Below are 24,395 nucleotides of genomic sequence, written 5' to 3' on the forward strand. Positions count from 1 at the left end.
CGCCTACCCTCCGGCGGCGGGGTCCAGCATCCACTGCGTGTTCGTCACGTGCGACGCGGGCAGGGACATATCGCCCGCGAGCACCCGCCGCATGGCGTCCCGCTTGCCCTCGCCCGTCACCAGTCCCAGCACCGCCCCCGCGCCTTGGAGCACGGGGAAGGTCAACGTCATCCGCCACGGCGGCGGCTTGGAGCCCTGCTCCACGGCCAGCACCCGCCGGGTGTGCTCCTTCAGCGCCGGGTGGCCGGGGAAGAGGCTCGCGGTGTGGCCGTCCTCGCCCAGGCCGATGAGCACCACGTCCAGCCGCGCGGGCAGCGCCTTCTCATAGTCGCGCGCGGCGGCGTCGTGGTCCTCGCGCTCGCCCTGCATGCGGAACACCTGCGCGTCCGGCAGCTTCAGGGGGTCGAGCAGCGTCTGCTTCACCAGCTGGTAGTTGCTGTCCGGGTGGTCGGGCGGCACGAAGCGCTCGTCCACGAAGTACACGTCCACCCGCTCCCACGGGAGCGGGTGCTCCGCGAGCGCGCGGTACGCGGCCTTCGGCGTGTTGCCGCCGGACAGCGCCAGGCTCACCCGGGACTTCCTCGCGAGCGCCTGGGTGAGCTCGCGCGCGAGCCAGTCCGCGGCCTCCCGGGGCAGCTTCTCCGGAGGGACGATGACGGGCGGGTTCATAGCGGGGACCACCGCCGGCCATTCTTCGCGGGCAGCGCGTCCGCGGCGTCCGGCCCCTTGCTGCCCTTCGCGTACGGGTACAGCTTGCCCCCCGCTTCCGTCTCCAGCGCTTGCAGGATGGGCGTGATGTAGCCCCACGCCTGCTCCACGCTGTCCTGCCGGGCGAAGAGGGTGGCGTTGCCGCGCATGCAGTCCAGCAGCAGCCGCTCGTACGCCTCCGGCACGGGCTTCTGGAAGCTCTCCGCGTAGTCCATGTCCATGGTGACGCCGCCGATGTTGACGTCCTCGCCGGGCACCTTGGATTCGAAGGACAGCGCGATGCCCTCGTGCGGCTGGATGCGCAGCGTGAGCACGTTGGGCTGGAGCCGCTGGCAGGTGTCCCCGCCGCCGCTGAACAGGCCGATGGGCACCGACTTGAAGTGGATGGACACCTCCGTCATGCGCCGCTTCAGGTTCTTGCCCGCGCGCAGATAGAAGGGCACGCCCTGCCAGCGCCACGAGTCCACGTTCAGCTTCAGCGCGACGTACGTGGGCGTGCGCGAGCCCTTCTTCACGCCCTTCTCGTCCTGGTAGCCCTGGTACTGGCCCACGACCACGTGCTCGGGCACCGCGCTGCCCTCCACCGGGCGCAGCGCGCGGAACACCTTGGTCTTCTCATCGCGGATGTCCTCCGCGCCAAAGGACACCGGCGGCTCCATGGCGCACAGGGCCAGCACCTGGAGCAGGTGGTTCTGCACCATGTCCCGGATGACGCCCGTCTCGTCGTAGAAGCCGCCGCGGCCCTCCACGCCAATCGTCTCCGCCGCGGTGATCTCCACGTGGTCGATGTGCTGGCGGTTCCACAGCGGCTCGAAGATGGCGTTGGCGAAGCGGAACACCAGGATGTTCTGCACCGTCTCCTTGCCCAGGTAGTGGTCGATGCGGAAGATCTGCTTCTCGTCCACCACCGCGCCCAGCTCCTTGTTGAGGGCTCGCGCGCTCTCCAGGTCGTGGCCGAAGGGCTTCTCGATGATGATCCGCCGCCAGGGCTTCTGCCCGGGCTTCTCCTCGCGCGTGAGCAGCCCCGCGCCGGCCAGGCTGTGGATGATCTGCGGGAAGGTGGAGGCGGGCGTCGCCATGTAATAGAGCTGGTTGTCGCCCGTCTTGTGGCGCTTGGAGATGTCCTGGAGCTTCAGGCCCAGGCGCTTGAAGGCCTCCGGGTCGTCGTAGCCGCCGGAGACGCACTCGATGCTCTGGGCGAAGCGCTTCCAGGTGGCCTCGTCCACGGGCTGCGTGCGGGCGAACTTCTGGAGGCCCTCCTTCACGTGCTCCCGGAAGGCCCCGTCCTCCAGCTTGGAGCGGCTGAAGGCGACGATGGCGAAGTGCTCCGGGAGCAGGCCGGAGCGGGCGAGCTCGAAGAGGGCCGGGAATAGCTTGCGTTCGGCCAGGTCGCCCGTGGCGCCGAAGAGGACCAGCGTGCAAGGGTCCGGGCGGCCTGCGCTGAACACCGGTTCGCCTTCACGGGGATGGGTTTCGATGTGCACTCCCTGCGCGTCCATGCGGTGTCTCCCTCCGGGTTCGACCGGGCACCTTAAGGCGCTAATCTGGCGGCCCTGCAAGCGCATTGCAGGAGAATGACGCGGGCCTGACGTCTTGCCTGCCCCGGCGGTGCGGCGCCGCCGTCGCCACGCGCCGCGCGGACCCGGGGGGCCCGCACCGGCTCCGCCGAGGAGCGCACGGGCGGCCGGGCGCGAGCCGGGGCCCGGGAACATGGTATCCCTGGGCGCCATGACGACTTCTCCCGTGGCGCTCATCACCGGGGGTTCGCGCGGCGTGGGCCGCGCGGTCTCCCTGCGGCTGGCCCGTGCCGGCTATGACATCGTCTCCACCTACCGCCGGGACGCGGAGGCCGCGGCGACGCTGGTGGGAGAGGTGGAGGCGCTGGGCCGCCGCTGCCGCACCGTGATGGCGGATCAGCTGGAGCCCGCGAGCCTCCACGGCGTGTTCGACGTCATCCAGGAGGAGTTCAAGGGCCTGGACGTGTTCGTCGCCAACGCGGCCTCCACGGTCTTCACGCCGCTGATGCAGACGAAGCTGCACCAGATGGACAAGACCTTCAACGTGACGGTGAAGAGCTTCCTGCTGGGCGCGCAGCGCGCGGTGCCGCTGATGGACGGGCGCAAGGGGCGCATCGTCGCGGTGTCCGGCATGGACTCGCGGATGCCGCTGCCGTTCCACGGGCTGCTGGGCGCGATGAAGGGCTCCATGGAGATCCTGGTGAAGTACCTGGCGGCGGAGCTGTCCGGCACGGGCATCCGCGTCAACGCGGTCAACCCGGGCTACATCGACACGGACTCCAGCCGCTTCTACATGGGCGACGCGTGGGCGGGCCTGGAGGCGAAGGTGCAGGAGCAGGTGCCCGCGGGCCACGTGGCCCACGTGGATGAGATTGCCCGGCCCATCGAGTGGCTGTGTTCGGAGGGCTCCGCGTACGTGAACGGCCAGACGCTGGTCGTGGACGGCGGCCTGGAGGTCAACTACGCGATGAACTTCGCGGCGAACATGACCCCGCCGGCCCAGCGCTGAAGCGCGCCGTCCTCCCCATGCGCTACGTCGTCTCGCTGTGGTTCTTCGTGTTGTTCCTGCTCACCGCGCCCCTGCTCTTCACGCTGGGCGCGGTGCTGTTCGTGGTGGCGTACCCGCTGGACCCCGACCGGCGGTGGCTGCACGCGCTGGTGTGCCGGTGGTGCCACGGGCTGTGGCTGCACGCCTCGCCCGGCTGGCGCGTGCGCGTGGAGGGCCGGGAGCTGCTGCCCCAGGGGCCGTGTGTCTACGTCGTCAACCACCAGTCCTTCGCGGACATCCTGGCGGTGATGGGGCTGTTCACGCCGTACAAGTTCGTGGCGAAGGCGTCGCTGTTCCGCGCGCCGCTGGTGGGCTGGATGATGACGCTGCTGGGGTACGTGCCCATCGTGCGCGGCAGCTCCACGTCCATGGAGCAGCTGTTGCGCCCGTGCCGCCGCTGGCTGCGCCGGGGCATCCCGGTGCTCATCTTCCCGGAGGGCACCTATTCGTCCGGGGAGCTGCTGCCGTTCAAGCGCGGCGCGTTCCAGCTGGCGCTGGAGGAGCACGTGCCGGTGGTGCCGGTGCTGGTGCGTGGCACGCGCGAGCTGGTGGACGGGGACGGGCCATGGATGAGCCCGCGCGCGAACATCACCGTGCGCGTGATGCCGGCGCTGCCGCCGGAGAGCTTCGGGCCGGACTCGGCGGAGCTGGCCACGCGCGTGCGCGAGCAGTACGTGGAGGCGCTCGCGCGCGCGGGTTGAGGGGGCGCCGGATGGGGTAGCGTCCGGGCCATGCGCCACCTGCTCCTGTTCTGGCTCGGGGTCTGTCTGACTTCCACCGCGTGGGCGGGGGCTCCTTCCCGGCCGCTTCCCTTGCCGGAGGCGGGCATTCCCGACCCCGCGCGCCTCGTGCTGCCCGTGTCGGCGCTGACGGTGGTGGAGGGGGGCACCGCGTCCTTCAGCGTGGCGTTGTCCCGAGACCCGTTCGTGCCGGTCACCGTCACGGTGGAGCGGACGGACGGCGACGAGGACCTCACGGTGCGGGAAGGGGCGTCGCTCACGTTCGATTCGGCGACCTGGAGCACCCCCCAGCAGGTGGTGTTGGCGGCAGCGAAGGACGCGGACAGTGAGGATGGCACGGCCACCTTCACGCTGTCCGCGCCGTACCTGGAGTCACGCACCGTCATCGCGACGGAAGCGGACCAGGATCCCCTGGCCCCGGTCTTCACCACCGTGCCTGTCACCCAGGCCGTGGTGGCCGCGCCCTATCGGCTCGTCGTGCACGCGAAGGGGCGGCCCGCGGCGACGTATGCCCTGCGCACCGCGCCTCCGGGGATGAGCCTGGATGCGCTGGGCCACCTCACGTGGACGCCTTCCCAGACGGGCGAGGTGGACGTGGCGGTGGTGGCCAGCAACGGGCAGCAGCCGGATGCGGAGCTGGCCTTCCGGCTCGTCGTGGGGCGGGATCAGCCCCCCGTGGCGCGCATCACCGCCCCGTTCGAGGGGGCCCGGGTGCCAGCGGGATGGGCGGATTACTCCTGCGGGTGCGCGGATGACGTGGGCTGCGTGAGCGCGGAGTTCTGGGTGGATGGCCAGCGGCTGCAGACGCAGGAGGGACCCGGTCCGTCCTACTCCTTCGGTGGCGCGCCGGGCCGGTGGGACACGACGGGCCTCGCGCCGGGCGAGCACCTGCTGTACGTCCTCGTCACGGACACGCTGGGGCAGCAGGCCTCAAGTGTCATCATGGTGTGTGTCGCCTGTCCCGAGCCCGACGCGGGGACCGCCACGGACGGGGGGACGCTTCCGCGTGGCGACGACGAAGGCGATGACGTCGTCGCCTGTGGTTGCGGCGCCGGCGCGCTGGCGCCCGCGGTGTGGACGGTGCTGGGGCTGCTGGGCTTGCGAGCGCGGCGGCGGCGGAGCTGAGCGGGGAGTGCTCGGTGGAGCACCGCTTCACTTCGGGCTGCGGGGGCCTCGTGTTCACAGCGGGCGTCCGGCGTGCTCGGCGGAGCACTGCTTCACTTCGGGCGGGGGCCTCGTGTTCACAGCGGGCGTCCGGCGTGCTCGGCGGAGCACTGCCTCACTTCGGGCGGGGGCCTCGTGTTCACAGCGGGCGTCCGGCGTGCTCGGCGGAGCACTGCTTCACTTCGGGCGGGGGCCTCGTGTTCACAGCGGGCGTCCGGCGTGCTCGGCGGAGCACTGCCTCACTTCGGGCGGGGGCCTCGTGTTCACAGCGGGCGTCCGGCGTGCTCGGCGGAGCACTGCTTCACTTCGGGCGGGGGCCTCGTGTTCACAGCGGGCGTCCGGCGTGCTCGGTGGAGCACTGCCTCACTTCGTCGGGCGGAGGCCCGCGTTCGGCGCGCTTCAGGCGTGCTCGGAGCCGGGCAGCTCTTCGTCCGGCGGTGCCTCCGCGTGCAGCGCGGCTTCCACGGAGTGGGATGCGGGCAGGGCGGGGGCGGCCTCGGTGACGGCTCGGGCCAGGTCGTGGGGCGCGCGGATCAACGCCTCCAGGGTGGCGCTGCTCGCGGGCACACCGCGCTGCTCCACCTGGAGCCAGCCGCCCTTGATGCTGACGCGCCGGTGGCCGCGCAGGCCCAGCAGGCGCTGGCGCACCCCGGGGTCCAGCAGCACGGGGCGCGCCTCGGGAGCCAGGTTCTCCACCTGGAAGGTCGCGTCCAGCTCCGCGTCGCCCAGGGCCTCCTCGCGCGGGGTGGCGGCGCCGGGGACCTTGTCCTCCGGGCGCTCGTGCTCCACCAGGAGATCCGCGGGCAGCGCGCCCTCCAGGTCCAGCCGCAGCACCGTGACGGTCTGGCGCTTCTTGCCGCCCGCGCCGCGCTTGCCCGTGGCCAGGAGCAACGTGCGCCCCTGGTAGCGCCCCTGCACCTCCAGCCGCCGCTCCGCGACGGTGAGGCCGTGCGCCTTCGCGAACGCCTCCCACGCGGCGCGCTGGCGGCGCTTGAGCTGGAACAGGGTGGCGAGGACCAGGGTGCCCACGACGAGCAGGGACCCGAGGATGCCGAGCGGAGAAAAGACACCGGGAAGCATGGCGGTGCATTGTGCACTGGCGCGCGGCGCGTGGACCATCAATCCGAACGCATCCGCACCGCCCGCGCGCAGGGCAGGCTTGCTCCATGGGGTGCTTGGACCCGGGGGAAGGGCCTGCGCCCGGATGCAAACGCGTGGAATCCCGAGTGCCCGCGCTCCCTCGCGTCCCGGAGGCCAGGGACGGGCGGTGGCCCCTTGTCCGTGGGGCCCTCGCGACGCGCTGCTCGCACCGTCCGGGTGCGCCTCCACGGGTGGGCGCTCCGCGCGCTGGAGGCGCCGTGGCGCGTGGGGCGGGATGCATGGGACGCGGGGCGCAGGGCTTGGATGCAACCACGCGGAATGACGCCCTTTTTCGACAATGTCAGAGGGGGCGGGTAAGGGAGCGGGGGCTTGCCGCTTGGAGTCGGGGTCGGGACCGGGGGAGGCTGCCCGGCTCGCACCCGCCACCGGGCCACGAGGGAGGGTGAACGCCGGATGCGCCTGCTGCACACGTCGGACTGGCACCTGGGACACACGCTGTATGACGTCTCGCGCGAAGCGGAGCACGCCGCGTTCCTGACGTGGCTGCTGGGCACCCTGGAGTCCCAGGAGGTGGACGCGCTCCTGGTGGCCGGGGACATCTTCGACACGGCCAACCCCAGCGCGGAGGCGCAGGCGGCCTGGTACCACTTCATCGCGCGGGCGCGGCGCACGCTCCCCAAGCTGGACGTGGTGGTGGTGGGCGGCAACCACGACTCCGCGGCGCGGCTGGACGCGCCGGATCCGCTCTTCAGCGCGCTGGGCGTGCGCGTGGTGGGTGGGCTGCCTCGCCACCGGGGCGGCCTGGAGATGGAGCGGCTGGTGGTGCCGGTGCACGACGCGCGTGGGAAGGTGGGCGCGTGGGTGGCGGCGGTGCCGTACCTGCGGCCCTCGGATCTGCCCCCCGTGCCGGACGGCGAGGGGGACCGGCTGGTGGAGGGCGTGCGCTCCGTGTACGCGGAGGTGCTGGCCGCGGCGCGCAGGCGGCGCCGGTCCGGGCAGGCGCTGGTGGCCATGGGCCATTGCTACATGACGGGCTCGGAGCTGTCGGAGCTGAGCGAACGCAAGATCTTGGGCGGCAACCAGCACGCGCTGCCGGTGGAGCTGTTCCCGGAGGACGTCGCGTACGCGGCGCTGGGACACCTGCACAAGGCCCAGCGCGTGGGGGGCCGCGAGGGCGTGCGCTACAGCGGCTCTCCCCTGCCGCTGTCCCTGTCGGAGGCGCACTACCGGCATCAGGTGCTGGTGCTGGACGTGGAGGATGGGGCGCTCCAGCAGGTGCGTCCGCTGTCGGTGCCGCGCACCACGGACATGATGCGGGTGCCCGCGAGGGATGCGGCGCCGCTGGTGGAGGTGCTGGAGTTGCTGGCGGCGCTGCCCGCCCACGAGGCGGGGATGCCGGAGGCGATGCGGCCGTACCTGGAGGTCTGCGTGTCGCTGCCCCGGCCGGAGCCGGCGCTGCGCCACAAGGTGGAGAAGGCGCTGGAGGGCCGCGCGGCGCGCCTGGTGAAGCTGACGCCCTTCTACACCGGGACGGGCGGCGCGCTGGCGGACGCGCGGCCGGGGCTGTCCCTGCGCGAGCGCACGCCGGAGGACGTGTTCCTGGCCCGCTACGCGCGGGACTTCAAGGAGGCGCCCTCGCCGGTGTTGCTGGAGTCCTTTCACGCGTTGCTCACGCAGGTGCAGGAGGACGCGTCGTGAAGATCCTCGCGATTCGCGGCAGCAACCTCACGAGCTTCGCGGGGGACTTCGCGCTGGAGCTGGACCGGGCGCCGTTGGACCGGCTGGGGCTGTTCGCCATCTCCGGCGCGACGGGCGCGGGGAAGAGCACGCTGTTGGATGCGCTGTGCCTGGCGCTGTTCGACCGCACGCCCCGGCTGGGCGGACCCAGCAAGGTGCTGGTGGGCCGCGCGGACGAGGACGAGGAGGCGCGGCTGTCGGCCTACGACGTGCGCGGCATGCTGCGGCGCGGGGCGGGCAAGGGCCACGCGGAGGTGGACTTCCTGGGCAAGGACGGACGGCGCTACCGGGCGCGCTGGAACGTGTGGCGGGCGCGCGAGCGCGCGGAGGGCCGCTTCCGGCCGCAGGAGCTGAGCCTGACGGACGTGGCCTCGGGGCAGCTGTTCGGCCGCACCAAGGGCGAGGTGCTCCAGGCCATCCAGGAGCGGCTGGGGTTGTCGTTCGACCAGTTCCGCCGCTCGGCGCTGCTGGCGCAGGGGGAGTTCGCGGCGTTCCTGCGCGCGGACGCGAACGAGCGCGCGGAGCTGCTGGAGCGGATGACGGGCACGGAGGTGTACAGCCGGGTGTCCGTCGCGGCGCACGAGAAGAACGCGCAGGAGCAGGAGGAGCTGAAGCGGCTGTCGCAGGGGCTCGCGGCCATCGCGCTGATGTCGGACGCGGACCGCGAGGGCGCACGCGGGCGGCTGGGCGAGGAGGAGGCGGCGCGGGCGCGGGAGGAGGCGCGGCTGCGCGAGGCGGAAGGGGCCCGGTCCTGGTACGCGCAGCGCGCGGAGTTCATGGGGCAGGAGCAGCAGGCCGCGAGCGCGCTGACCCGGGCGGAGGCGGAGCGGGAGGCGGCGGCGCCGAGGGAGGCGCTGCTGGAGTCGGTGCGCGCGGCGGAGGGCTTCCGCGCGGTGGTGTCCGCGGTGGAGACCGCGGAGCAGCGCTGCGCGCGGGCGGAGGCCGACCAACTCGAACGGGCCTCCCAGGCGGAAGTGGCGCTCGCGGCGGCCGGGGCGCAGCGCCAGGCGCGGATGCAGGCGGAGGCCGTGCGGGCGGCGGCGCTGGAGGCGGAGGCCGCGGTGCGCCCGGCGCTGGAGGAGGCCGCGACGCTGGACACGCGCCGCGCGGAGGCCGAGCGCGAGGCCCGCGAGGCCTCGGAGCTGGCGAAGCAGGCGGTGCGGGGGGAGGAGTCCGCGCGCGACGCGCTGGCGGTGGTGCAGGCGGCGGAAGCGAAGGCCCAGGCGCTGGTGGAGGGGGCGGAGGCCTGGCGCGCGTCGCATGCGAGCTGGGAGACCCTGGCGGCCGAATGGCCTCGCTGGCAGCGCGAGCTGGAGCGCTACGCGGTGGCGCTGAAGGAGGAGCAGGCCGCGGGCTCGGACGTGGAGCGGCTGGGGAAGGACGCGGACCGGCTGGACGGTGAGGCCCGGGCTCGGCGCGAGGAGCATCAGGGCGCGGCCGACTCGGAAGCGCAGGCGCAGGCCCTGGCCACGCACGCGGAAGGTGCGCTGAGGGAGGACGGCGGCGCGGCGCGGCGGGCGCTTCGTGAAGCGCTGCTCGCGCGTCAGGAGGCGCTGGGCGCGCTGTCGCTCGCGGACGAAGGCGCGCGGGGAGAGGGGGCGGCGGAAGGGGAGGCGGCGGCGGAGGTGACGGCGCACCGCGAAGCGTCCGCGCGCGCGGCGCAAGAGGCGAGGGACGCGGGGGCACGGCGCGCGCTGCACGAGGCGATGCTCCAGGAGGCGCGGCGTGCGCAGTCGCGCGCGGAGGCGACCCAGGGGCTGGCCTCGCACCGGGCCGCGCTGCATGACGGGGAGGCGTGTCCGCTGTGCGGTGCGCTCGAACATCCGTATGCCCGCGAGGGTTCGGCGCTGGAGGGGCTGGTCGCGGAGGCGGCGGCCCGGGTGGTGGAGCTGGAGTCGGCGCGTGACGCCGCGGCGAAGCAAGAGGGCGCCGCGAGCGTGCGGCAGGCGACGGCGGACACGGCCGCGACCCAGGCCGAAGGCAGGCGTGACACGGCCGCACGCAGGCGCAAGGGCCACCACGAGTCCTGGCGCGCGGCCCGCGAGCGGTGGACCCGCGCGGTGCTTCCAGGAGAAGGCCCAGCCGACGCGAGAGCGCTGTCGCGCGGGCGGGATGCTGCCCGGAGCCCAGCCGACGCACCGCCTCCCGACGACGCGGAAGGTCCCATGGCGCGGGCGTGGATCCGCGCCGCCCAGGAAGGACAGGGCCCGACCGACGCGAGAGCGCTGTCGCTCGGAGGGGACGCCGAGCGGAGCCCAGCTGACGCACCGCCTCCCGATGACGCGGAAGGTCCCATGGCGCGGGCGTGGATCCGCGCCGCCCAGGAGGACGTGCGCGTCCGGCTCGCGACGGTGCGCGAGGAAGAGGCCTCCGCTGAGCTGCGGGCCAGCGCGGCGCGCGAGGCTCGGGCCCTGTTGGAGACCCGGCGGACCCGGCGCGAGGCCGCGGCCGAGGCGCTGCGCAAGGCCGAGGACGCCCAGGCCCGCGCGACGCAGTCCCACCGGGACGCGCTCCTGCGCCGCGACATCGCAAGCGACGCCCGGCGGCGCGCGCTCCTCGAGGTGTCCCCGCCCTTCGCCAGCGAGGTCTCCTGGGAGGAGAAGCTCGCGGCGGACCCCGTGCGCTTCCAGGGGCGCTGCCTGGAGCGCGTGACGAAGTGGCGCGACAAGCTCGCGGAGCTGGAGTCCGCGCGCAAGCGCCTGGACGAGGAACAGGGCCGCCGCGCCCGCGAGGAGGTCCGCCTCCAGGCCCGGCACGAGGAAGCCCAGACGGCCGCCGACCGCGCGCGCCTCAAGGACGCCGCCTTCCTGGACGCTTCGAAGCTCCGCGCCCGGCTCCTCCAGGGCCGCCCCACGCAGGAGGTGCGCGCGGAGCTCCAGGCCCGCATCGACGCGGCCCAGGACACCTACGAGCGCGCCCGCGAGGACTCCGAAGCCCTCCAGCAGGCGGAGAAGGTGGCCACCGCGCGCGCCGAGGACGCCGTGCGGTTGCGCACCGAAGCCCTCCGCGCGCTCGACAGCGCCCGGTCCGTCCTCATGGAACGCCTCTCCGGACGCGGCACCACGCTGGAGGAGCTCAAGGCCCTGCTGGCGCGCGACGCCACCTGGTGCGACGCGGAAGGCCGCGCGCTCACCGCCCTGCGTGAAGCCGTGGCCCAGGCCCGCGCCGTGCTCGTGGAGCGCCGCGAGCGCCGCGCTCGTCATGAGGCCTCCGGACTTCCCTCCCTGGTGGAGGCGGACGTCGCGGCCCTCTGCGACACGCTGCGCACCGACGTGGAGGTGCGCCGCCGCGCGGAGGCCCTGCTGCGCGCCCGGCTGGACTCCGACGACGCCGCCCGCGCGCGCCATGGCGCGGAGGCCCGGGCCCTGGAGGTCCGCCGGGGCGAGGCGGAGGTGTGGAAGACCCTGGGCGACCTCATCGGTTCGCACGACGGGAAGAAGTTCAAGGTCTTCGCCCAGAGCCTCACGCTGGACGCGCTGCTGCTGCACGCCAACGCGCATCTGCGCGAGCTGGCCCGCCGCTACCGCCTGGAGCGCGTCCCCGGCCACGACCTGGACCTCCAGGTCGTGGACCGCGACATGGGCGACGAGGTGCGAAGCGTGGCCAGCCTCTCCGGCGGCGAGAGCTTCCTCGTGTCCCTGGCGCTCGCGCTGGGCCTGGCCTCCCTGTCATCGGAGACGACGCAGGTGGAGACCCTCTTCATCGACGAAGGCTTCGGCACGTTGGACCCGGAGACGCTGGAGGTGGCGCTGGCCACGCTCGACGCGCTCCAGGCCACCGGCCGCCAGGTGGGCATCATCTCCCACGTCAGCGGGCTGGCGGAGCGCATCGGCGTGCAGGTGCGCGTGGTCAAGCAGGGCGGCGGGCGCAGCCGGCTCGTGGTGGAGGGCGAAGCGGGCCTCGTCGCGCCAGCGGAACATCAGGTGGCGTGACGGCCCGGCCAGCTCAGCCCGTCACCGGCTCCGCGCTCATCAGCCCGCGCACGACGGCGGCCACGGCCAGCGGGGTCGCCACGCGGTCGTCGCTCAGCGCCGCCAGCGCCCGGGCGAACTGCTCCGCCGACGAGAAGCGCTGCGACGGATGCGGCGCGAGCGCCCGGTCCAACACCAGCGCCAGGGCGTCGGACACCTCGGGGGCCAGCATGCGCACGGGCGTCACCCGCAGGCCCCGGATGGAGGCCTCCACCTCCTCGGCCGTGCCCTCCGGGAAGGGCGACGCCAGCGACAACAGCTCGTACAGCAGCACCGCCGCCGCCCACAGGTCCACCGCCACGGACACCTCGCCCGCCAGCAGCTCCGGGGAGCGGTAGTGCTGCTTGCCCACGCGCCGTGGATCCACCGCCATGCCCGCGCGCGAGCGGGCCGCGCCGAAGTCCGCCAGCTTCACCTCGCCGCCGCGGGACAGCAGCACGTTGCTCGGGGACACATCGCAGTGCACCACCGCCAGCGGCCGGCCCTTGGAGTTGGTGGCCGCGTGCGCGTACGCCAGCGCCTCCAGCACGTGGCGCACCATCATCACCGACAGGTCGATGGGCAATTCGATGCGCCGGCGGCGGCACTGCGCCAGCACCCGCCCCAGGTCCGTGCCGTCCACCAGCTCCAGCGCCAGGTAGGGCCCATCCTCCAGCTCGCCGTACTCCCGGAAGCCCACGATGTGCGGGTGCTCCAGGCACCGCGCCAGCTCCGCCTCGTGCAGCAGCTGCTCGCGCGCCTCCGGGTCCCGCGCGCGCTCCGGCCGCACGCGCTTGAGCGCCACGTCCTCGCCCGCCATCGGCCCCTGGCGCATCCGCGCGCGGAACACCTCCGCGTTGCCGCCGCGCCCCAGCCGCGACAGCAATTGGAAGCGCCCCAGGTCGCGCGGCCACTCCGGTGTCTGGCCTTCCTCCAGCGTCACGCCTTGTCCCCCACCAGGCTCGCCAGGTATTCGTCGAGCGTCGCCGAGAAGGTGGCGTCGTCGCTCAGGAAGGCCAGCCCCACGCCTCCGGTATAGGGCGCGTCCACCACGTGGACCACCAGCGCCTCGCCCTGCAGGCGCTGGCCGTTGGGCAGCTTCACGTCCACCGTGACGACGCTGTCCTGCGGCGGACGGTGGGCCGTGCGCACGAAGAGGCCGCCGTTGGAGATGTTCAGCGCGTGCTCGCGCACGAAGTCCAGCTCCGTGCGGAACTCCAGCTCCAGCTTCACCGCGAACCTGCGGCCCCGCCGCTGGGGCTCCTCCGCGGAGGCTTCGCCCTCCGGCCTCCGGAACGACTCGCCTTCCGGCCGGGCGGGAGGGGCCACTGTCGCGGGCGGCGCTCCAGGCGCGGGCGCTTGGGGCAGGGGGCCTCGCGCGGCCAGCGCCTCCAGGTGCTGTTGAAGCTCCTGCGCGGCCTGCGCGCGCTCCTCGCCGGTGAAGGGCGTGCCGCCCGCCAGCGTCCGCGAGCGCAGCGCGTCCCGCTCCGCCTTGGGCAGGCGCCACAGCTCCACGAAGGTGCCGCCGCTCTTGCGCACCTCCTCACCCAGCCGCTCCACCGCCGCGCGCGGATAGCCGGGCACTTCGACCTTCACCTCCAACGCGCCGGCCTCGTCGCGGAACGCCACCAGCAACTGCATGGATTGCGCGGAGGGCAACAGCGCGCCCAACCCCTGCACCACGGCCGCCGCCTTCTCAGGCGAAGCTGCTTCCCCCCAGACCGCCGCAAGACCGAAGACTGGCACGGGCGGAAGATAGCCGAGCCCTCCTGGCCCTCGTAAAGACAGTGCAGTCGGAATCAGGCGACGACGGCGGACTCAGAACTTCCAAAATCACGATGCGATCTGCGTCCGAGGACGGACCTACATCGGAATCCCGCGCGCGGGCTTCTATGCTGGCGGGTGTTCTCCGTAACCCCCCTTCTCGGAGTGCACCTCTGTATGCGCAATTGGATCCGACTCTGCTCTGGCACGCTGCTCGCCGCCACGCTCCTCACAGGCTGTGGTGGCACCGACCCTGACCCCGACCCGGGACCCGGTCCTGAAACCATCACCGACGGAGGCACTGACGCGGGCTCCGATGCGGGCTTCGACGCGGGCTTCGACGCGGGCTATGTCGAGGACGCTGGCGTCATCGTCGACCCCGACCCCGACCCCGGCAAAGTCCCCACCGACCCATATGATCCGAACAACTCGAAGAAGGACTCGGACTGCGACGGCCTGACGGACGAGGAGGAGTACTCCACGGTCTACGCCGGAGGCCTGAAGACGGACCCCGGCCTGCGCGACACGGACGGCGACGGCATCCGCGACGGCGTGGAGGTGGGCCGCACGTCCAGCGTGGATCCCAACTGCTCGTTCTACCCGGACCAGGATCCGTCCACGCGCACCTCGCCGGTGAAGGCGGACACGGACGAGGACGGCCTGCCGGACGGCCTGGAGGACGCCAACCGCAACGGCAAGCGCGACGCCACGGAGACGGACCCCAACACCGCGGACACGGACGGCGACGGCATCCCGGATGGCGTGGAGGACGCGAACAAGAACGGCTCGGTGAGCCCCGGTGAGACGGACCCGCGCCTGCGCGACACCGACGGCGACGGGCTGCCGGACGGCCTGGAGAAGCAGACCGGCACGGATCCGCTCAACCCCGACACCGACGGAGACACCTGCTCCGACGGCGCCGAGGACGTGAACAAGAACGGCAAGGTGGACCCCGGCGAGACGGATCCGCGCAAGGCGGACTGCGCCGCGTCCGTCCTGGACTCGGACTTCGACGGCATCCCCGACGCGGTGGAGGACGCCACCGGCACCGACAAGTACAAGGCCGACACCGACGGCGACGGCGTGGCGGACGGCGTGGAGGACAAGAACAAGAACGGCCGCGTGGACTCCGGTGAGACGGACCCCCGCCTGACGGACTCCGACTGCGACGGGCTCCAGGACGGCCCCGGCCGCGACGGCTTCCTGGGCGAGGACTTCAACTCCAACGGCAAGGTGGACCCGGGCGAGACGGACCCCACCAACCCGGACACGGACGGCGACGGCCTGCTGGACGGCCTGGAGCGGGGCGTGACGACGGCGGCGGCCCCGCGCACCAACTGCGGCTACTCGGGCGACATGGACCCGACCACGAAGACGGACCCCACCAAGGCGGACACCGACGGTGACGGCATCTCCGACGGCGCGGAGGACTCCAACCAGAACGGCCGTGTCGACCCCGGCGAGCTCAACCCGCTGGACCCCACGGACGGCGCGGCCAGCACGCCCGCGGGCAAGGCGTGCAGCGAGCAGAACCTGCGCACGGTGACGTTCAAGGAGGACAGCGGCGCGGACATCCGGCTGGCGCTGCCCAACACCTTCAAGAACGCCAACCTGGTCAACCTCACCGTCAACAACCAGACCGTGGGCGTGATGGGGTGGGATGACACGAAGCAGGTGACGTTCATCGCGTACAAGCGCGGCCAGGTGACGGGCTCCACCACGCCCTCCGGGGACGAGGTGGGCATCCGCTCCGGCACGGCGCTGCTGTCGCCCGCGGACGTGGAGTTCACCCAGACCTTCAGCACCTGGGACGGCTTCCCCGCGGTGGTGGCGCGGTACGGGCTCGCCGGCACCACGGACCTGAAGGCGTTCACCAACTCGCTGGCGCGGCAGCTGGTGCCCTCCAGCCAGGGCACGCTGGCCAACAACGCGGGCATCACCGGGCCGTTCAAGGTCCAGGCGCAGTACGTGCACCGCTCCAACCAGAGCGTCGTGGCGATCATCGCCCTCACGCCCGCGGCCCGCTACAACGAGGCGAACAGCCTCTTCACGATGTCGGACACGGCGGGCGGCTCCGCGCTGGCGCAGTTCGGCGACGCGGACGCGGTGCAGTGCGAGGTCTTCACCGGCAACACGGCGGTGGTGGACTTCCTCTTCGTCGTGGACGACAGCGGCTCCATGGCCACGTCGCAGACCTTCCTCGCCGGCGCGGCGAGCGCGGTGGCCAACAAGCTGGCCAACGCCACGCTGGACTGGCGCCTGGGCATGGTCACCACCGCGTACACCGGCACCGGTCCGAACAAGGGCGTGCTCCGGGCCTTCACGCAGAACGTCGACCAGTTCAAGTCGTGGCTGACCGAGAACGCGGTGTGCAGGAGTTCCGTGTGCGCGGTGACGGACAGCTCGAGCTCCACGCCGTTGCCCAACACCACCTGCGGCAGCGACAAGGAGTGCTGGGTGGGCATCACCGGTGACGGCACCGAGCGTCCGCTGGAGGCGGCGCGCAAGGCCATCAACGACCTGACCGCGACGGGCGGCACCACGGCGACGCGGATCCGGCCGGGCGCGAAGGTGGTGGTCGTCGTGCTGACCGACACCCGCGACCAGTCCAGCAGCTCCCTGGAGGAATACACGGCGTACTTCCTCAACACCGGCACGACGGCGGGGACGACGAAGAACCCGCTCAACACGGTCATCCAGATGCACGGCATCATCTGCCCGCCGGAGAAGGCCACCGCGGACAAGAGCACGTGGTGCCGCACGGATGAGGACCCGCGCATCCCGCGCCACCTGGACGTCATCCAGGCCTCGGGCGGCGTCGCGGGCAGCATCCGGGACAGCACCTCCATCACCAACACCATCAACGCCATCGTGGACAGCGTCATCGCGTCCGTGGGCTACAAGACGCTCAAGCCGCCCATTGGCGCGTCGTTGAAGGTGGCGGTGGCGGAGGTGGCGAACGCCACCCTGTGCCCCAGCATCGGAGACCTGCCGCGCAGCCGCACCAACGGCTTCGACGTGGACGGCATCAACCGCACCGTGTCCTTCTACGGCGCGTGCCGTCCGAAGGAGTCCGGCAAGACGCAGGCGGCGGTGTCGTACCGCTACTGGATCGACCGCACGAGCAAGCCCAACGGCAACCCGCCCCCGTGCTCGTCCGACACCCAGTACTACGACCCCAGCGACCCGGACTTCTGCGCGGGCAAGCTCGTCTGCAATCGCACCACGGACAAGTGCGAGTGCCCGTCGGACTGCGGCGGCACGGCGCCTCCGGGACAGGTGTGCAACACCGACCGCGCGGTGTGTAACTTCACCTGCGCGCCGGACTGCGGCGGCGCGTGCGGCACGTTCGAGACGTGCAACACGGCCACCTGCTCGTGCAGCTGCGTGCAGTCCGCGTCCTGCGCGGCGGGCTACAAGTTCGACAGCGCGTCCTGCGGCTGCGTCTGCGACACGGCCGCGCTCAACTGCGGCCCTGGCTTCGGCTCCAACCCGAGCCTGTGCGCCTGCGTCTGCAAGCCGGACTGCGGCGGCTGCGCGCCGGGCTACACGTGCAACGTCAGCGCGTGCGCCTGCGAGAAGCCCATCGGCTAGGTCGCCTCCGAAACGAAGACGCGCTCCCGGTGCCACGAGGACCGGGAGCGCGGCGGTGAGGCAAGCCCGCTGGACCTGAAGCCCCCGGTGCCCCACGCCCCTTCACGGGGCCACGGGCCGGGGGCTTCTTCTTTTCGTTACTTCACCGGCGCGAGCCCCGGGGGCGCGCTGTCGGCGCGGTACACGGGGTAGAGGCCCAGGCGTTCGTCCCAGGCCGGGTGCCGCTCGGCGAAGAAGCGCAGGCGGGCGTTCGGGTCCTTCGCGAACGCGGGGTCCTTCAGGCGCTCCTGGAACGCGGCCTTCACGCCGGGGTCCTTCGCCAGCAGCTCCCGGGCGAAGGGCTCCACCACGTAGTCCTCGATGTATTCCTTCTGCTCGAAGTGGGCGTTGAAGAAGCCCCACGCCAGGAGCGAGTCCGGCCCCGCGGGCTCGAACAGGTGCGCGACCAGCTCCACGTTCCTCTGCGCCACCGGCACGTAGAGCGTGCCCGCCGGCAGGTCCTGCGTGTCCGGCTTCCACGTGCCCTTGGCGGCGAGGCCCTGGTGGCCTTCGTTGGAGCGCGCCTGGAACTGGAAGTCCTTGGAGTGGAACGACTCCACCTTCGCGGCGGAAACCGCGCGCGTGAGGCGCTGGAACGCGATGTGGTGCGCGGCGAGCTTCGGCGCCACCCACGCGGCGTGCGCGGCGGACACCAGGTAGCCGCCCGTGGGGAGCGTGGCGGTGAGCGCGGGCTGGATGTCCGGCGCGTACGGCACGCTCCACGTCTGGGGCTTCGTGTCGTCGTAGTGGATCCACGGCTGGCCGGAGATGTCCGATGGCGCGCGCTCGTAGGCGTAGCCCTTGAACTGGAGCGTCTCCCGCTTCGCCGTGTTCTCCCAGCCGAGCACCACCTCCCGCACCTGGCCGGACGCGGCCTTCTGGTCCTCCGCCTTCACCGCGGCCAGGAGCGCCGCGCCGTCGCGGGCGACGAGGCGCAAGAGGCCGTCCATCACGTCGCGGGTGGCCTTCACGCGCTGGGCGTGGGTCTTCCAGGAGTGTGTCTCCACGAGCACGCCGAAGCGGTGGTGGATGGACCAGAAGCCATGGCTGAAGCGCGGCGGGGGGACGCCGTAGGCGAAGCCGCTCGTGGGGTCGTCGTTCTGGAGGAAGGACGGATAGAAGCCGAGCGGCTGGTGCCCCTGCGCGGTGAGCCCGGTGAAGAGCTCCCCCAGCAGCTTCGTGCCCAGCGCCTGGAGCGCGGGCGGGCCGGACTTCTGCGGCTCCAGGCCCACGGACACGTCGGGTTCGAACTTCGCGCCGTCCGTGACGTGCAGGTCCACGTAGACGAGCGGATCCCACGCGTTGAGGTACTGGAGCAGCAGCACCATCTCCGGCGCGTCCGCCTTCACGTAGTCGCGGTTGAGGTTGAGGTTGCGCGCGGTGGTGCGGAAGCCCATCTCCTCCGGGCCCACCTGGTTGGGGCGGTGGTTGGGGCTGAAGCGCTCATGTCCGTCCACGTTGAAGACGGGCACGAAGACGGCGGTGACGCCCTTGAGCACGTCCGGCAGCGCCTTGCCCTGGAGCGCGTCGCGCAAGAGCCAGTAGCCGGCGTCCTTGCCGTCGATCTCGCCCGCGTGGATGCCGCCCTGGAAGAACACCACGGGGCGCTTCTTCCCGCGCGCGGCGTCGGCGGTGAGGGTGCCGTCCTGGCTCACGACGAGCGCCACCAGCGGGCGCCCCTCCGGGGACACGCCCAGCGTGTCGCAGCGGGCCTTGCCGGGGAACGCCTTGGGGAAGGCGCGGCAGAGCGCCTCCGCTTCGGCGTAGCGGCCGGTGCGCGTCCAGCCGCTCTGCTCGGACGTGGAGGTGAGGGGTGGGGCCTGCGTGAGGATCAGGGCGGTGAGCGTGGGCAGGAGCATGGCTCTGCTTGAGACCACAAGCCCCGCCAGCGCTCAACCGTGGCGCACGGTGTGTGTACCTCCCACGGGCAACACGTGCACGCGGTCGCGCGGCCAGCCCCGGCGCACCCACTCCGCGTCCAGGCGGGCGGGAGGCTCGTCGAGCGGCTCGTCGGTGAGCTTGAACGTGCCCCAGTGCATGGCGAAGAAGGCGAGCGCGCCCAGGTCCTCGAAGGCCTGCACCGCCTCCTCCGGGTTCATGTGCTGGAAGCGCATGAACCACGCCGGGTCGTAGGCGCCAATGGGCAGCAGCGCCGCGTCCAGGTGGGGGAAGCGCGCGCCAATCTCCTTGAAGCCCTGGAAGTAGGCGGTGTCGCCGGAGTGGTAGACGCGCGCGCTGGAGCCCTCCACCACGAAGCCCCCCCAGAGCATCTGGTTCGCGTCGTTCAGGCCCCGGCGGCTCCAGTGCTGGGACGGCACGTAGTGCACGCGCACCGGGCCCACCTGCGTGGACTCCCACCAGTCCAGCTCGTGGAAGGGCAGGCCCTCGCCCTGGAACACCGGCGCGTGGCCCAGGCCGGTGATGACGCGGGCGCCCACCTGCTTGAGCGTGGGCAGGTCCAGGTGGTCGTAGTGGTTGTGGGACACGAGGCTCGCGTCGATGGGCGGCAGCTTCTCCGCCGGCACGCCAGGCGGCACGTTGCGCCGGATGACGACGTTGATGGCGTCGCGCAGCACCGGGTCGATGAGGAGCGACACGCCATCCAACTGCACCAGCCAGCTCGCGTGCCCCAGCCAGGTCAGGCGCGCGCCCTCGCCCGGCGCGGGCGGGGTGGCGAGCACCGCCAGGTCCGGCTCCACACGAGGCACCGCGGCGTGCGCGGGCGACTTGCGGCGCCTGCCCGCGAGCTTGTCCACCACGGCCCACCTGAAGACGTTGGTGAACGGGTGCGGCCCACTGCCATCCAGGTTCTTGAAGCGCATCGTCATGGGCGGCTCCCGGCGACGGGTGTCCCCTCAAGATGGGCCCGCGCCGCTTCGGACGGGGGATGCTCGGCCGGAGGGGGGAGGGGCGCAAGGGGAATGCGGCGCCGGGAGGACTTGGGCGGGACGCGAGGGGAGCGGACGCGGGGGGACGGGCCATATAAGAGGGGTCGCGATGGGTCCTGTCTCCGGCACCACCACCCGCAGGGTGTTGCTCGCGTTCGGCGCGCTGGTGGCGCTGTTCGCGGCGGCGTCGGGGTATGCGCTCGGCCGGCTGGCGGACATCCATGAGGGCACGCGTGCGCTGCGCGAGGTCGGGGGCCGGGCGCGAGAGGCGCGCGCGCTGGCCACCGCGGTGCGGGACCAGTACGCGCACCTGGCGCACACCATCATCCTGGGCAATGACACCCACCGGCGCTTCCACACCGAGGCCCGCGCGCGCGTGGAGGCGCTGACGCGGCGGCTGGCGGAGCAGGCGCGCGACGCGGAGGAGCGCGCGGCGGTGGCGGACATCCAGGCCTCCGGCGACGCGCTGGACACGCTCTACCGGGACACGCTCCTGCCCGCGGTGATGGCGAAGGACGCGCACGCGGTGGAGGCCGCCCACGGGCGCGCGCTGGAGTGGGTGTCGCGCATCCAGACGCGGGTGGACGCGCTGACGGAGCGCTCGGACGCGTCGATGGCGGCCTTCGAGGCGCACGTGGGCGCGGTGGAGCGCGACAGCTTCCGCTGGGCGCTGCTGCTGCTGGGCGGGGCCACGCTGTTCGCGGCCGGGGTGGGGGTCTACATCGGCAACTCGGTGGCCCGGCCGGTGGCGCGCCTGTCGGAGGGCGCGGCGCGGCTGGCGCGCGGGGACCTGGACGCGCGCATCCCGGAGGATGATCCCGGGGAGCTGGGCCACCTGGCCGCGCAGCTCAACCGGATGACGGGGGCGCTGCGGGAGCACCAGGCGCGGCTCGTCCAGCACGAGAAGCTGGCGGGCATTGGACGGCTGGCGGCGGGCGTGGCGCACGAAATCAACAACCCCCTGGGCGTCATCCTGGGATACGTGCGGCTGTTGCAGCGGCGGGCGGAGGGCGCGCTCGCGGAGGACCTGCGCGTGGTGGAGGAGGAGGCGGTGCGCTGCCAGGACATCGTGGAGGGGTTGCTGGACGTGGCGCGTCCGGGGCGCGGGCCGCTGGAGCCGGTGGCGCTGCGCGAGGCGTGCGAGGAGGTCGTGTCCCGCCTGCGCGAGTCCGCGCGGCTGGCCCCGGTGTCGGTGGAGCTGCACGGGGAAGGCACCGCGTGGGCGCAGGCGCCGCGCCTGCGGCAGGTGCTGCTCAACCTGGTGAAGAACGCGGCGGAGGCGGCGGGCGAGGGCGGACGGGTGGAGGTGCGCATCGCGGTGGACGCGCAGGGCGGCGCCCGGGTGGCGGTGTCCGACTCCGGGCCCGGGATGACGGCGGAGGCGCGGGCGCGGCTGTTCGAGCCGTTCTTCACGACCAAGCCCTCCGGCACGGGGCTGGGGCTCGCGGTGAGCCAGTCCATCGCGGAGGCGCACGGCGGACGCATCGACGTGGACACGGGCCCGTGGGGCGGCGCGCGCTTCACGCTGTCCCTGCCCGCGCCCTCGCGCGAACAGGAGGCGGCGGCATGAGCGGCGCGGAGCCCCGGCCGTCCGTCCTCGTGGTGGACGACAAGGAGAACATGCTCAAGCTGTTCGCGCGCATCCTCGGCGACGCGTACGCGGTGACGACGGCGCCGGACGGGGCGCGGGCGCTGGCCCTGCTGTCCGCGCGGCCCTTCGACGTGGTGGTGACGGACATCCAGATGCCCGGCGCGGATGGCTTCACGGTGCTGCGCGAGGTGAAGCGGCGCGCGCCGGACACGGAGGTGGTGCTCGTCACCGCCTACGCCAGCATCCCCAAGGCGGTGGAGGCCATCAAGGAGGGCGCGTACGACTACCTGTCCAAGCCCTTCGACCCGGACGAGGTGGCGCTGGTGGTGGCCCGCGCGCTGGAGCGCCAGCGCCAGCACCGGGACGCGCGGGGGCTGGCGGGCCGCGTGGCGCGCATGCCGGACTTCCACGGCCTGCGCGGCACCAGCCCCGCGCTCCAGAAGACGCACGCGCTGCTCGCGCAGCTGGCGGCGCGCGACCTCACGGTGGTGCTCACCGGCGAGACGGGCACGGGCAAGGAGCTGGCCGCCCGCGCGCTGCACCGGGAGAGCCCCCGCCGCGACAGGCCCTTCGTCGCGGTGAACTGCGGCGCGCTGCCGGCGGAGCTGGTGGAGAGCGAGCTCTTCGGCCACGCGAAGGGGGCCTTCACCGGCGCCACGGGCGCGAAGGCGGGCCTCTTCGAGGAGGCCCACGGCGGCACGCTCTTCCTGGACGAGGTGGGGGACCTGCCGCTCCCCGTGCAGGTGAAGCTCAACCGCGCGCTCCAGGAGAAGGAGGTGCGCCGCGTGGGCACCACCACGCCGGTGACGGTGGACGTGCGCGTGGTGGCGGCGACGCACCGGGACCTCGCGGTGGAGGTGGCGCAAGGGCGCTTCCGCGAGGACCTCTACTACCGGTTGGGCGGCGTGACGGTGCGCATGCCCGCGCTGCGCGAGCGGCGCGAGGACATCGCGCTGCTGGCCATGCACTTCCTCGCCGCCGCGAACCGGCCGGAGCTGGAGGGCTTCACGCCCCCGGCGCTCCACGCGCTCACCGCCGCGCCCTGGCCGGGCAACGTGCGGCAGCTCCAGAACGCGGTCGCGCGCGCGGCCGCGGTGGCGGCGGGCCCACGCATCACGCCGGAGGACCTGCCGCCGGAGCTCGACGTGCCCGGCTCCCTCGCGGCCCCGGGCCCGCTGCCCGCGGAGGCGCTGGCGAAGCAGCCCTACCGCGAGACGGTGGACCGCGTTCGCGACGCCGTGTCCCGCGACTACCTCACCGCGCTGATGCAGGAGTTCTCCGGCAACGTCACCCACGCGGCCGAGCGCGCGGGCATGGAGCGCGAGAGCCTGCACCGCCTGCTCAAGCGCTACGGGGTTCGCACGGAGGACTTCAAGCGCGGCGAGTCACCCTAGCGGGGCTCGTGCTCCGCCAGCACCTTGTCCAGCGCCTCCGCCTGCTGACGGACGTCCGCGTCCGTGTCCTTCATCGCCTTGGCGGCGTGCGCCCGGGCCTTGCCGGCCTCCGTCTTCGCCAGCGCCATGGCCATACACAGGTTCGCCTTGGGGTGCTCGGGAGATGCCGTCAGCGCCGCCTTGAGGACCTCCACCGCCTGGGCGTCCTCCTGCTTCTCCAGGTGGAACATCGCCAGGACACAGGCCGGCTCCGCGGCGGAGGGCTGCTGCTTGAGCGCCTCCTGCAGCAGCTCCGTGGCGAAGCCCCGCTGGCCGTGCCCGTCCATCGCGAAGGCCATGGCGTGGAGCTCTTCCACGGAGGCGTCCCCCTGCTGCTTCGCCTGCTCCACGAGACGCTGCGCGTTCTCGAAGTTGCCTGCGCGTAGCTCCTTGATTCCCTCGGAATACAGGTAGTTCCCCACGGTGTCCTCCAGTGCACCACGCGGTGCGTTGGCGCATTCTGCGCGACTTTGGGAGTGGATCCGCAACTTTGGGCAGGCGGATTCCGAAAAATCGAGAAGACTTCTCTCCCAGGCGCCCCATGCTCATCCGCAACGCCCCCGTCCGCCAGCCGCTGACCTCCGGTACGGAGTCCCCCACCGCCCGCCCCGCGGCCCCCGCCGCGCGCAACGCGGTGAAGGACTCCTTCGCTTCCGGCACCACCGCCGCCCAGCGCACGGGGGCCGTGTCCAGCGCGCCTCCGGGCGACAACGGCAAGCTGATGAGCGAGTACCTCACCGGCGCGCGCCCGCCCCCGGCGGACTTCGAGCAGGTGATGGGTTACAAGCCCTACGCCATCCAGACGCCGCACGGCCAGCGCATGCAGGACCCGCTCGGCTACGCGTCGGTGCCCGGCCAGATTGGCCCGGTGAAGGAGTTCGACAAGGCGGCCAAGACGCACGACTACGGCTACGACATGCTGCGTTACTACGACCGCAAGGGCACGCCGCTGAAGCCCGAGGCCCGCAAGGCCGCGGACGCGCAGTTCCGCAAGGACATGTTCGACTACGCGAACGACCAGAAGGGCACGCTGGACCGCTTCAAGTACCGCGCGTGGGCGCAGATCTACGCCACCGCGGTGGAGCTGAACTCGCGCGTGCAGGGCTACGGCCCTCCGTAAC

At 72.8% G+C, this 24,395-nt stretch carries 17 protein-coding genes; 9 read left to right on the top strand and 8 right to left on the bottom strand.

Translation table 11 applies throughout. From position 1 onward, the window contains the following. Positions 1 to 3: 3 nt before the first annotated feature. Both pgl and zwf read right to left on the bottom strand, forming a co-directional pair. Complete coding sequence (gene pgl, locus FOF48_RS31995) at positions 4 to 669, bottom strand: 6-phosphogluconolactonase (RefSeq protein ID WP_143907984.1); 666 nt, start codon at positions 667 to 669, stop codon at positions 4 to 6. Then, positions 666 to 2,207 carry a glucose-6-phosphate dehydrogenase gene (zwf, locus tag FOF48_RS32000; RefSeq protein WP_143907986.1) on the bottom strand — a complete coding sequence of 514 codons (1,542 nt, stop codon included), beginning with the start codon at positions 2,205 to 2,207 and terminating at the stop codon, positions 666 to 668. The genes pgl and zwf overlap by 4 nt, the downstream gene beginning before the upstream one ends. A gap of 229 nt (positions 2,208 to 2,436) precedes the next feature. Between zwf and FOF48_RS32005 the strand changes: the two genes are divergently transcribed. Genes FOF48_RS32005 through FOF48_RS32015 form a run of 3 tightly spaced genes read left to right on the top strand, consistent with a single transcriptional unit; the run spans position 2,437 to position 5,138 of the window. After that, on the top strand, positions 2,437 to 3,234 hold the full coding sequence (locus FOF48_RS32005) for an SDR family oxidoreductase (protein WP_235685270.1): 798 nt from the start codon (positions 2,437 to 2,439) through the stop codon (positions 3,232 to 3,234). A gap of 17 nt (positions 3,235 to 3,251) precedes the next feature. Then, entirely contained in the window at positions 3,252 to 3,974 is a 723-nt protein-coding gene (locus tag FOF48_RS32010) for a 1-acyl-sn-glycerol-3-phosphate acyltransferase (protein WP_143907990.1), read from the top strand. 30 nt (positions 3,975 to 4,004) lie between these two features. After that, positions 4,005 to 5,138 (top strand): putative Ig domain-containing protein, encoded by a 1,134-nt coding sequence (locus FOF48_RS32015; protein WP_143907993.1) that lies wholly within the window; start codon positions 4,005 to 4,007, stop codon positions 5,136 to 5,138. 438 nt (positions 5,139 to 5,576) lie between these two features. Here FOF48_RS32015 and FOF48_RS32020 read toward each other — a convergent pair whose 3' ends face one another. After that, positions 5,577 to 6,257, bottom strand: coding sequence for a hypothetical protein (locus tag FOF48_RS32020; protein WP_143907995.1), 681 nt, complete (start codon positions 6,255 to 6,257; stop codon positions 5,577 to 5,579). 474 nt (positions 6,258 to 6,731) lie between these two features. Here FOF48_RS32020 and FOF48_RS32025 point away from each other — a divergent pair, with 474 nt between their 5' ends. Together FOF48_RS32025 and FOF48_RS32030 are read left to right on the top strand one after the other, a co-directional pair. Then, positions 6,732 to 7,976: an exonuclease SbcCD subunit D gene (locus FOF48_RS32025; protein ID WP_143907997.1), complete on the top strand. Its 1,245-nt coding sequence runs from the start codon at positions 6,732 to 6,734 to the stop codon at positions 7,974 to 7,976. Next, the gene (locus FOF48_RS32030) at positions 7,973 to 11,947 is read left to right on the top strand and encodes an AAA family ATPase (RefSeq protein ID WP_143907999.1); all 3,975 of its coding nucleotides are present in this window, start codon (positions 7,973 to 7,975) and stop codon (positions 11,945 to 11,947) included. The genes FOF48_RS32025 and FOF48_RS32030 overlap by 4 nt, the downstream gene beginning before the upstream one ends. A 13-nt stretch (positions 11,948 to 11,960) precedes the next feature. Here the strand turns inward: FOF48_RS32030 and FOF48_RS32035 are convergent, their stop codons facing one another. Continuing rightward, positions 11,961 to 12,908, bottom strand: a complete 948-nt coding sequence (locus FOF48_RS32035) for a serine/threonine-protein kinase (RefSeq protein ID WP_186002156.1) — start codon at positions 12,906 to 12,908, stop codon at positions 11,961 to 11,963. Further along, complete coding sequence (locus tag FOF48_RS32040) at positions 12,905 to 13,645, bottom strand: TIGR02266 family protein (RefSeq protein WP_370456617.1); 741 nt, start codon at positions 13,643 to 13,645, stop codon at positions 12,905 to 12,907. The genes FOF48_RS32035 and FOF48_RS32040 overlap by 4 nt, the downstream gene beginning before the upstream one ends. A gap of 261 nt (positions 13,646 to 13,906) precedes the next feature. On the opposite strand from FOF48_RS32040, the gene cglD reads away from it, so the two are divergent. Next, positions 13,907 to 17,323: an adventurous gliding motility lipoprotein CglD gene (cglD, locus tag FOF48_RS32045; RefSeq protein ID WP_143908003.1), complete on the top strand. Its 3,417-nt coding sequence runs from the start codon at positions 13,907 to 13,909 to the stop codon at positions 17,321 to 17,323. Between the two features lie 137 nt (positions 17,324 to 17,460). Here cglD and FOF48_RS32050 read toward each other — a convergent pair whose 3' ends face one another. After that, positions 17,461 to 19,221, bottom strand: a complete 1,761-nt coding sequence (locus tag FOF48_RS32050) for a M14 family zinc carboxypeptidase (RefSeq protein ID WP_143908004.1) — start codon at positions 19,219 to 19,221, stop codon at positions 17,461 to 17,463. Positions 19,222 to 19,254: 33 nt separating this feature from the next. Then, positions 19,255 to 20,190, bottom strand: coding sequence for an MBL fold metallo-hydrolase (locus tag FOF48_RS32055; protein ID WP_143908005.1), 936 nt, complete (start codon positions 20,188 to 20,190; stop codon positions 19,255 to 19,257). A 169-nt stretch (positions 20,191 to 20,359) separates the two neighbouring features. Between FOF48_RS32055 and FOF48_RS37645 the strand changes: the two genes are divergently transcribed. Both FOF48_RS37645 and FOF48_RS32065 read left to right on the top strand, forming a co-directional pair. Next, on the top strand, positions 20,360 to 21,820 hold the full coding sequence (locus FOF48_RS37645) for an ATP-binding protein (protein ID WP_143908007.1): 1,461 nt from the start codon (positions 20,360 to 20,362) through the stop codon (positions 21,818 to 21,820). Next, positions 21,817 to 23,235, top strand: a complete 1,419-nt coding sequence (locus FOF48_RS32065; RefSeq protein WP_143908009.1) for a sigma-54 dependent transcriptional regulator — start codon at positions 21,817 to 21,819, stop codon at positions 23,233 to 23,235. Before FOF48_RS37645 ends, FOF48_RS32065 begins: the two co-directional genes overlap by 4 nt. On the opposite strand, the gene FOF48_RS32070 is transcribed toward FOF48_RS32065, so the two are convergent. Further along, on the bottom strand, positions 23,232 to 23,696 hold the full coding sequence (locus tag FOF48_RS32070; protein ID WP_143908011.1) for a hypothetical protein: 465 nt from the start codon (positions 23,694 to 23,696) through the stop codon (positions 23,232 to 23,234). The two genes, FOF48_RS32065 and FOF48_RS32070, sit on opposite strands and share 4 nt — an antisense overlap. A gap of 119 nt (positions 23,697 to 23,815) precedes the next feature. Between FOF48_RS32070 and FOF48_RS32075 the strand changes: the two genes are divergently transcribed. Further along, positions 23,816 to 24,394 (top strand): hypothetical protein, encoded by a 579-nt coding sequence (locus FOF48_RS32075; RefSeq protein ID WP_143908013.1) that lies wholly within the window; start codon positions 23,816 to 23,818, stop codon positions 24,392 to 24,394. The last annotated feature ends 1 nt before the right edge of the window (position 24,395 follow it).

The organism is Corallococcus sp. Z5C101001 (assembly GCF_007352635.1).
Classification (GTDB): domain Bacteria; phylum Myxococcota; class Myxococcia; order Myxococcales; family Myxococcaceae; genus Corallococcus; species Corallococcus silvisoli.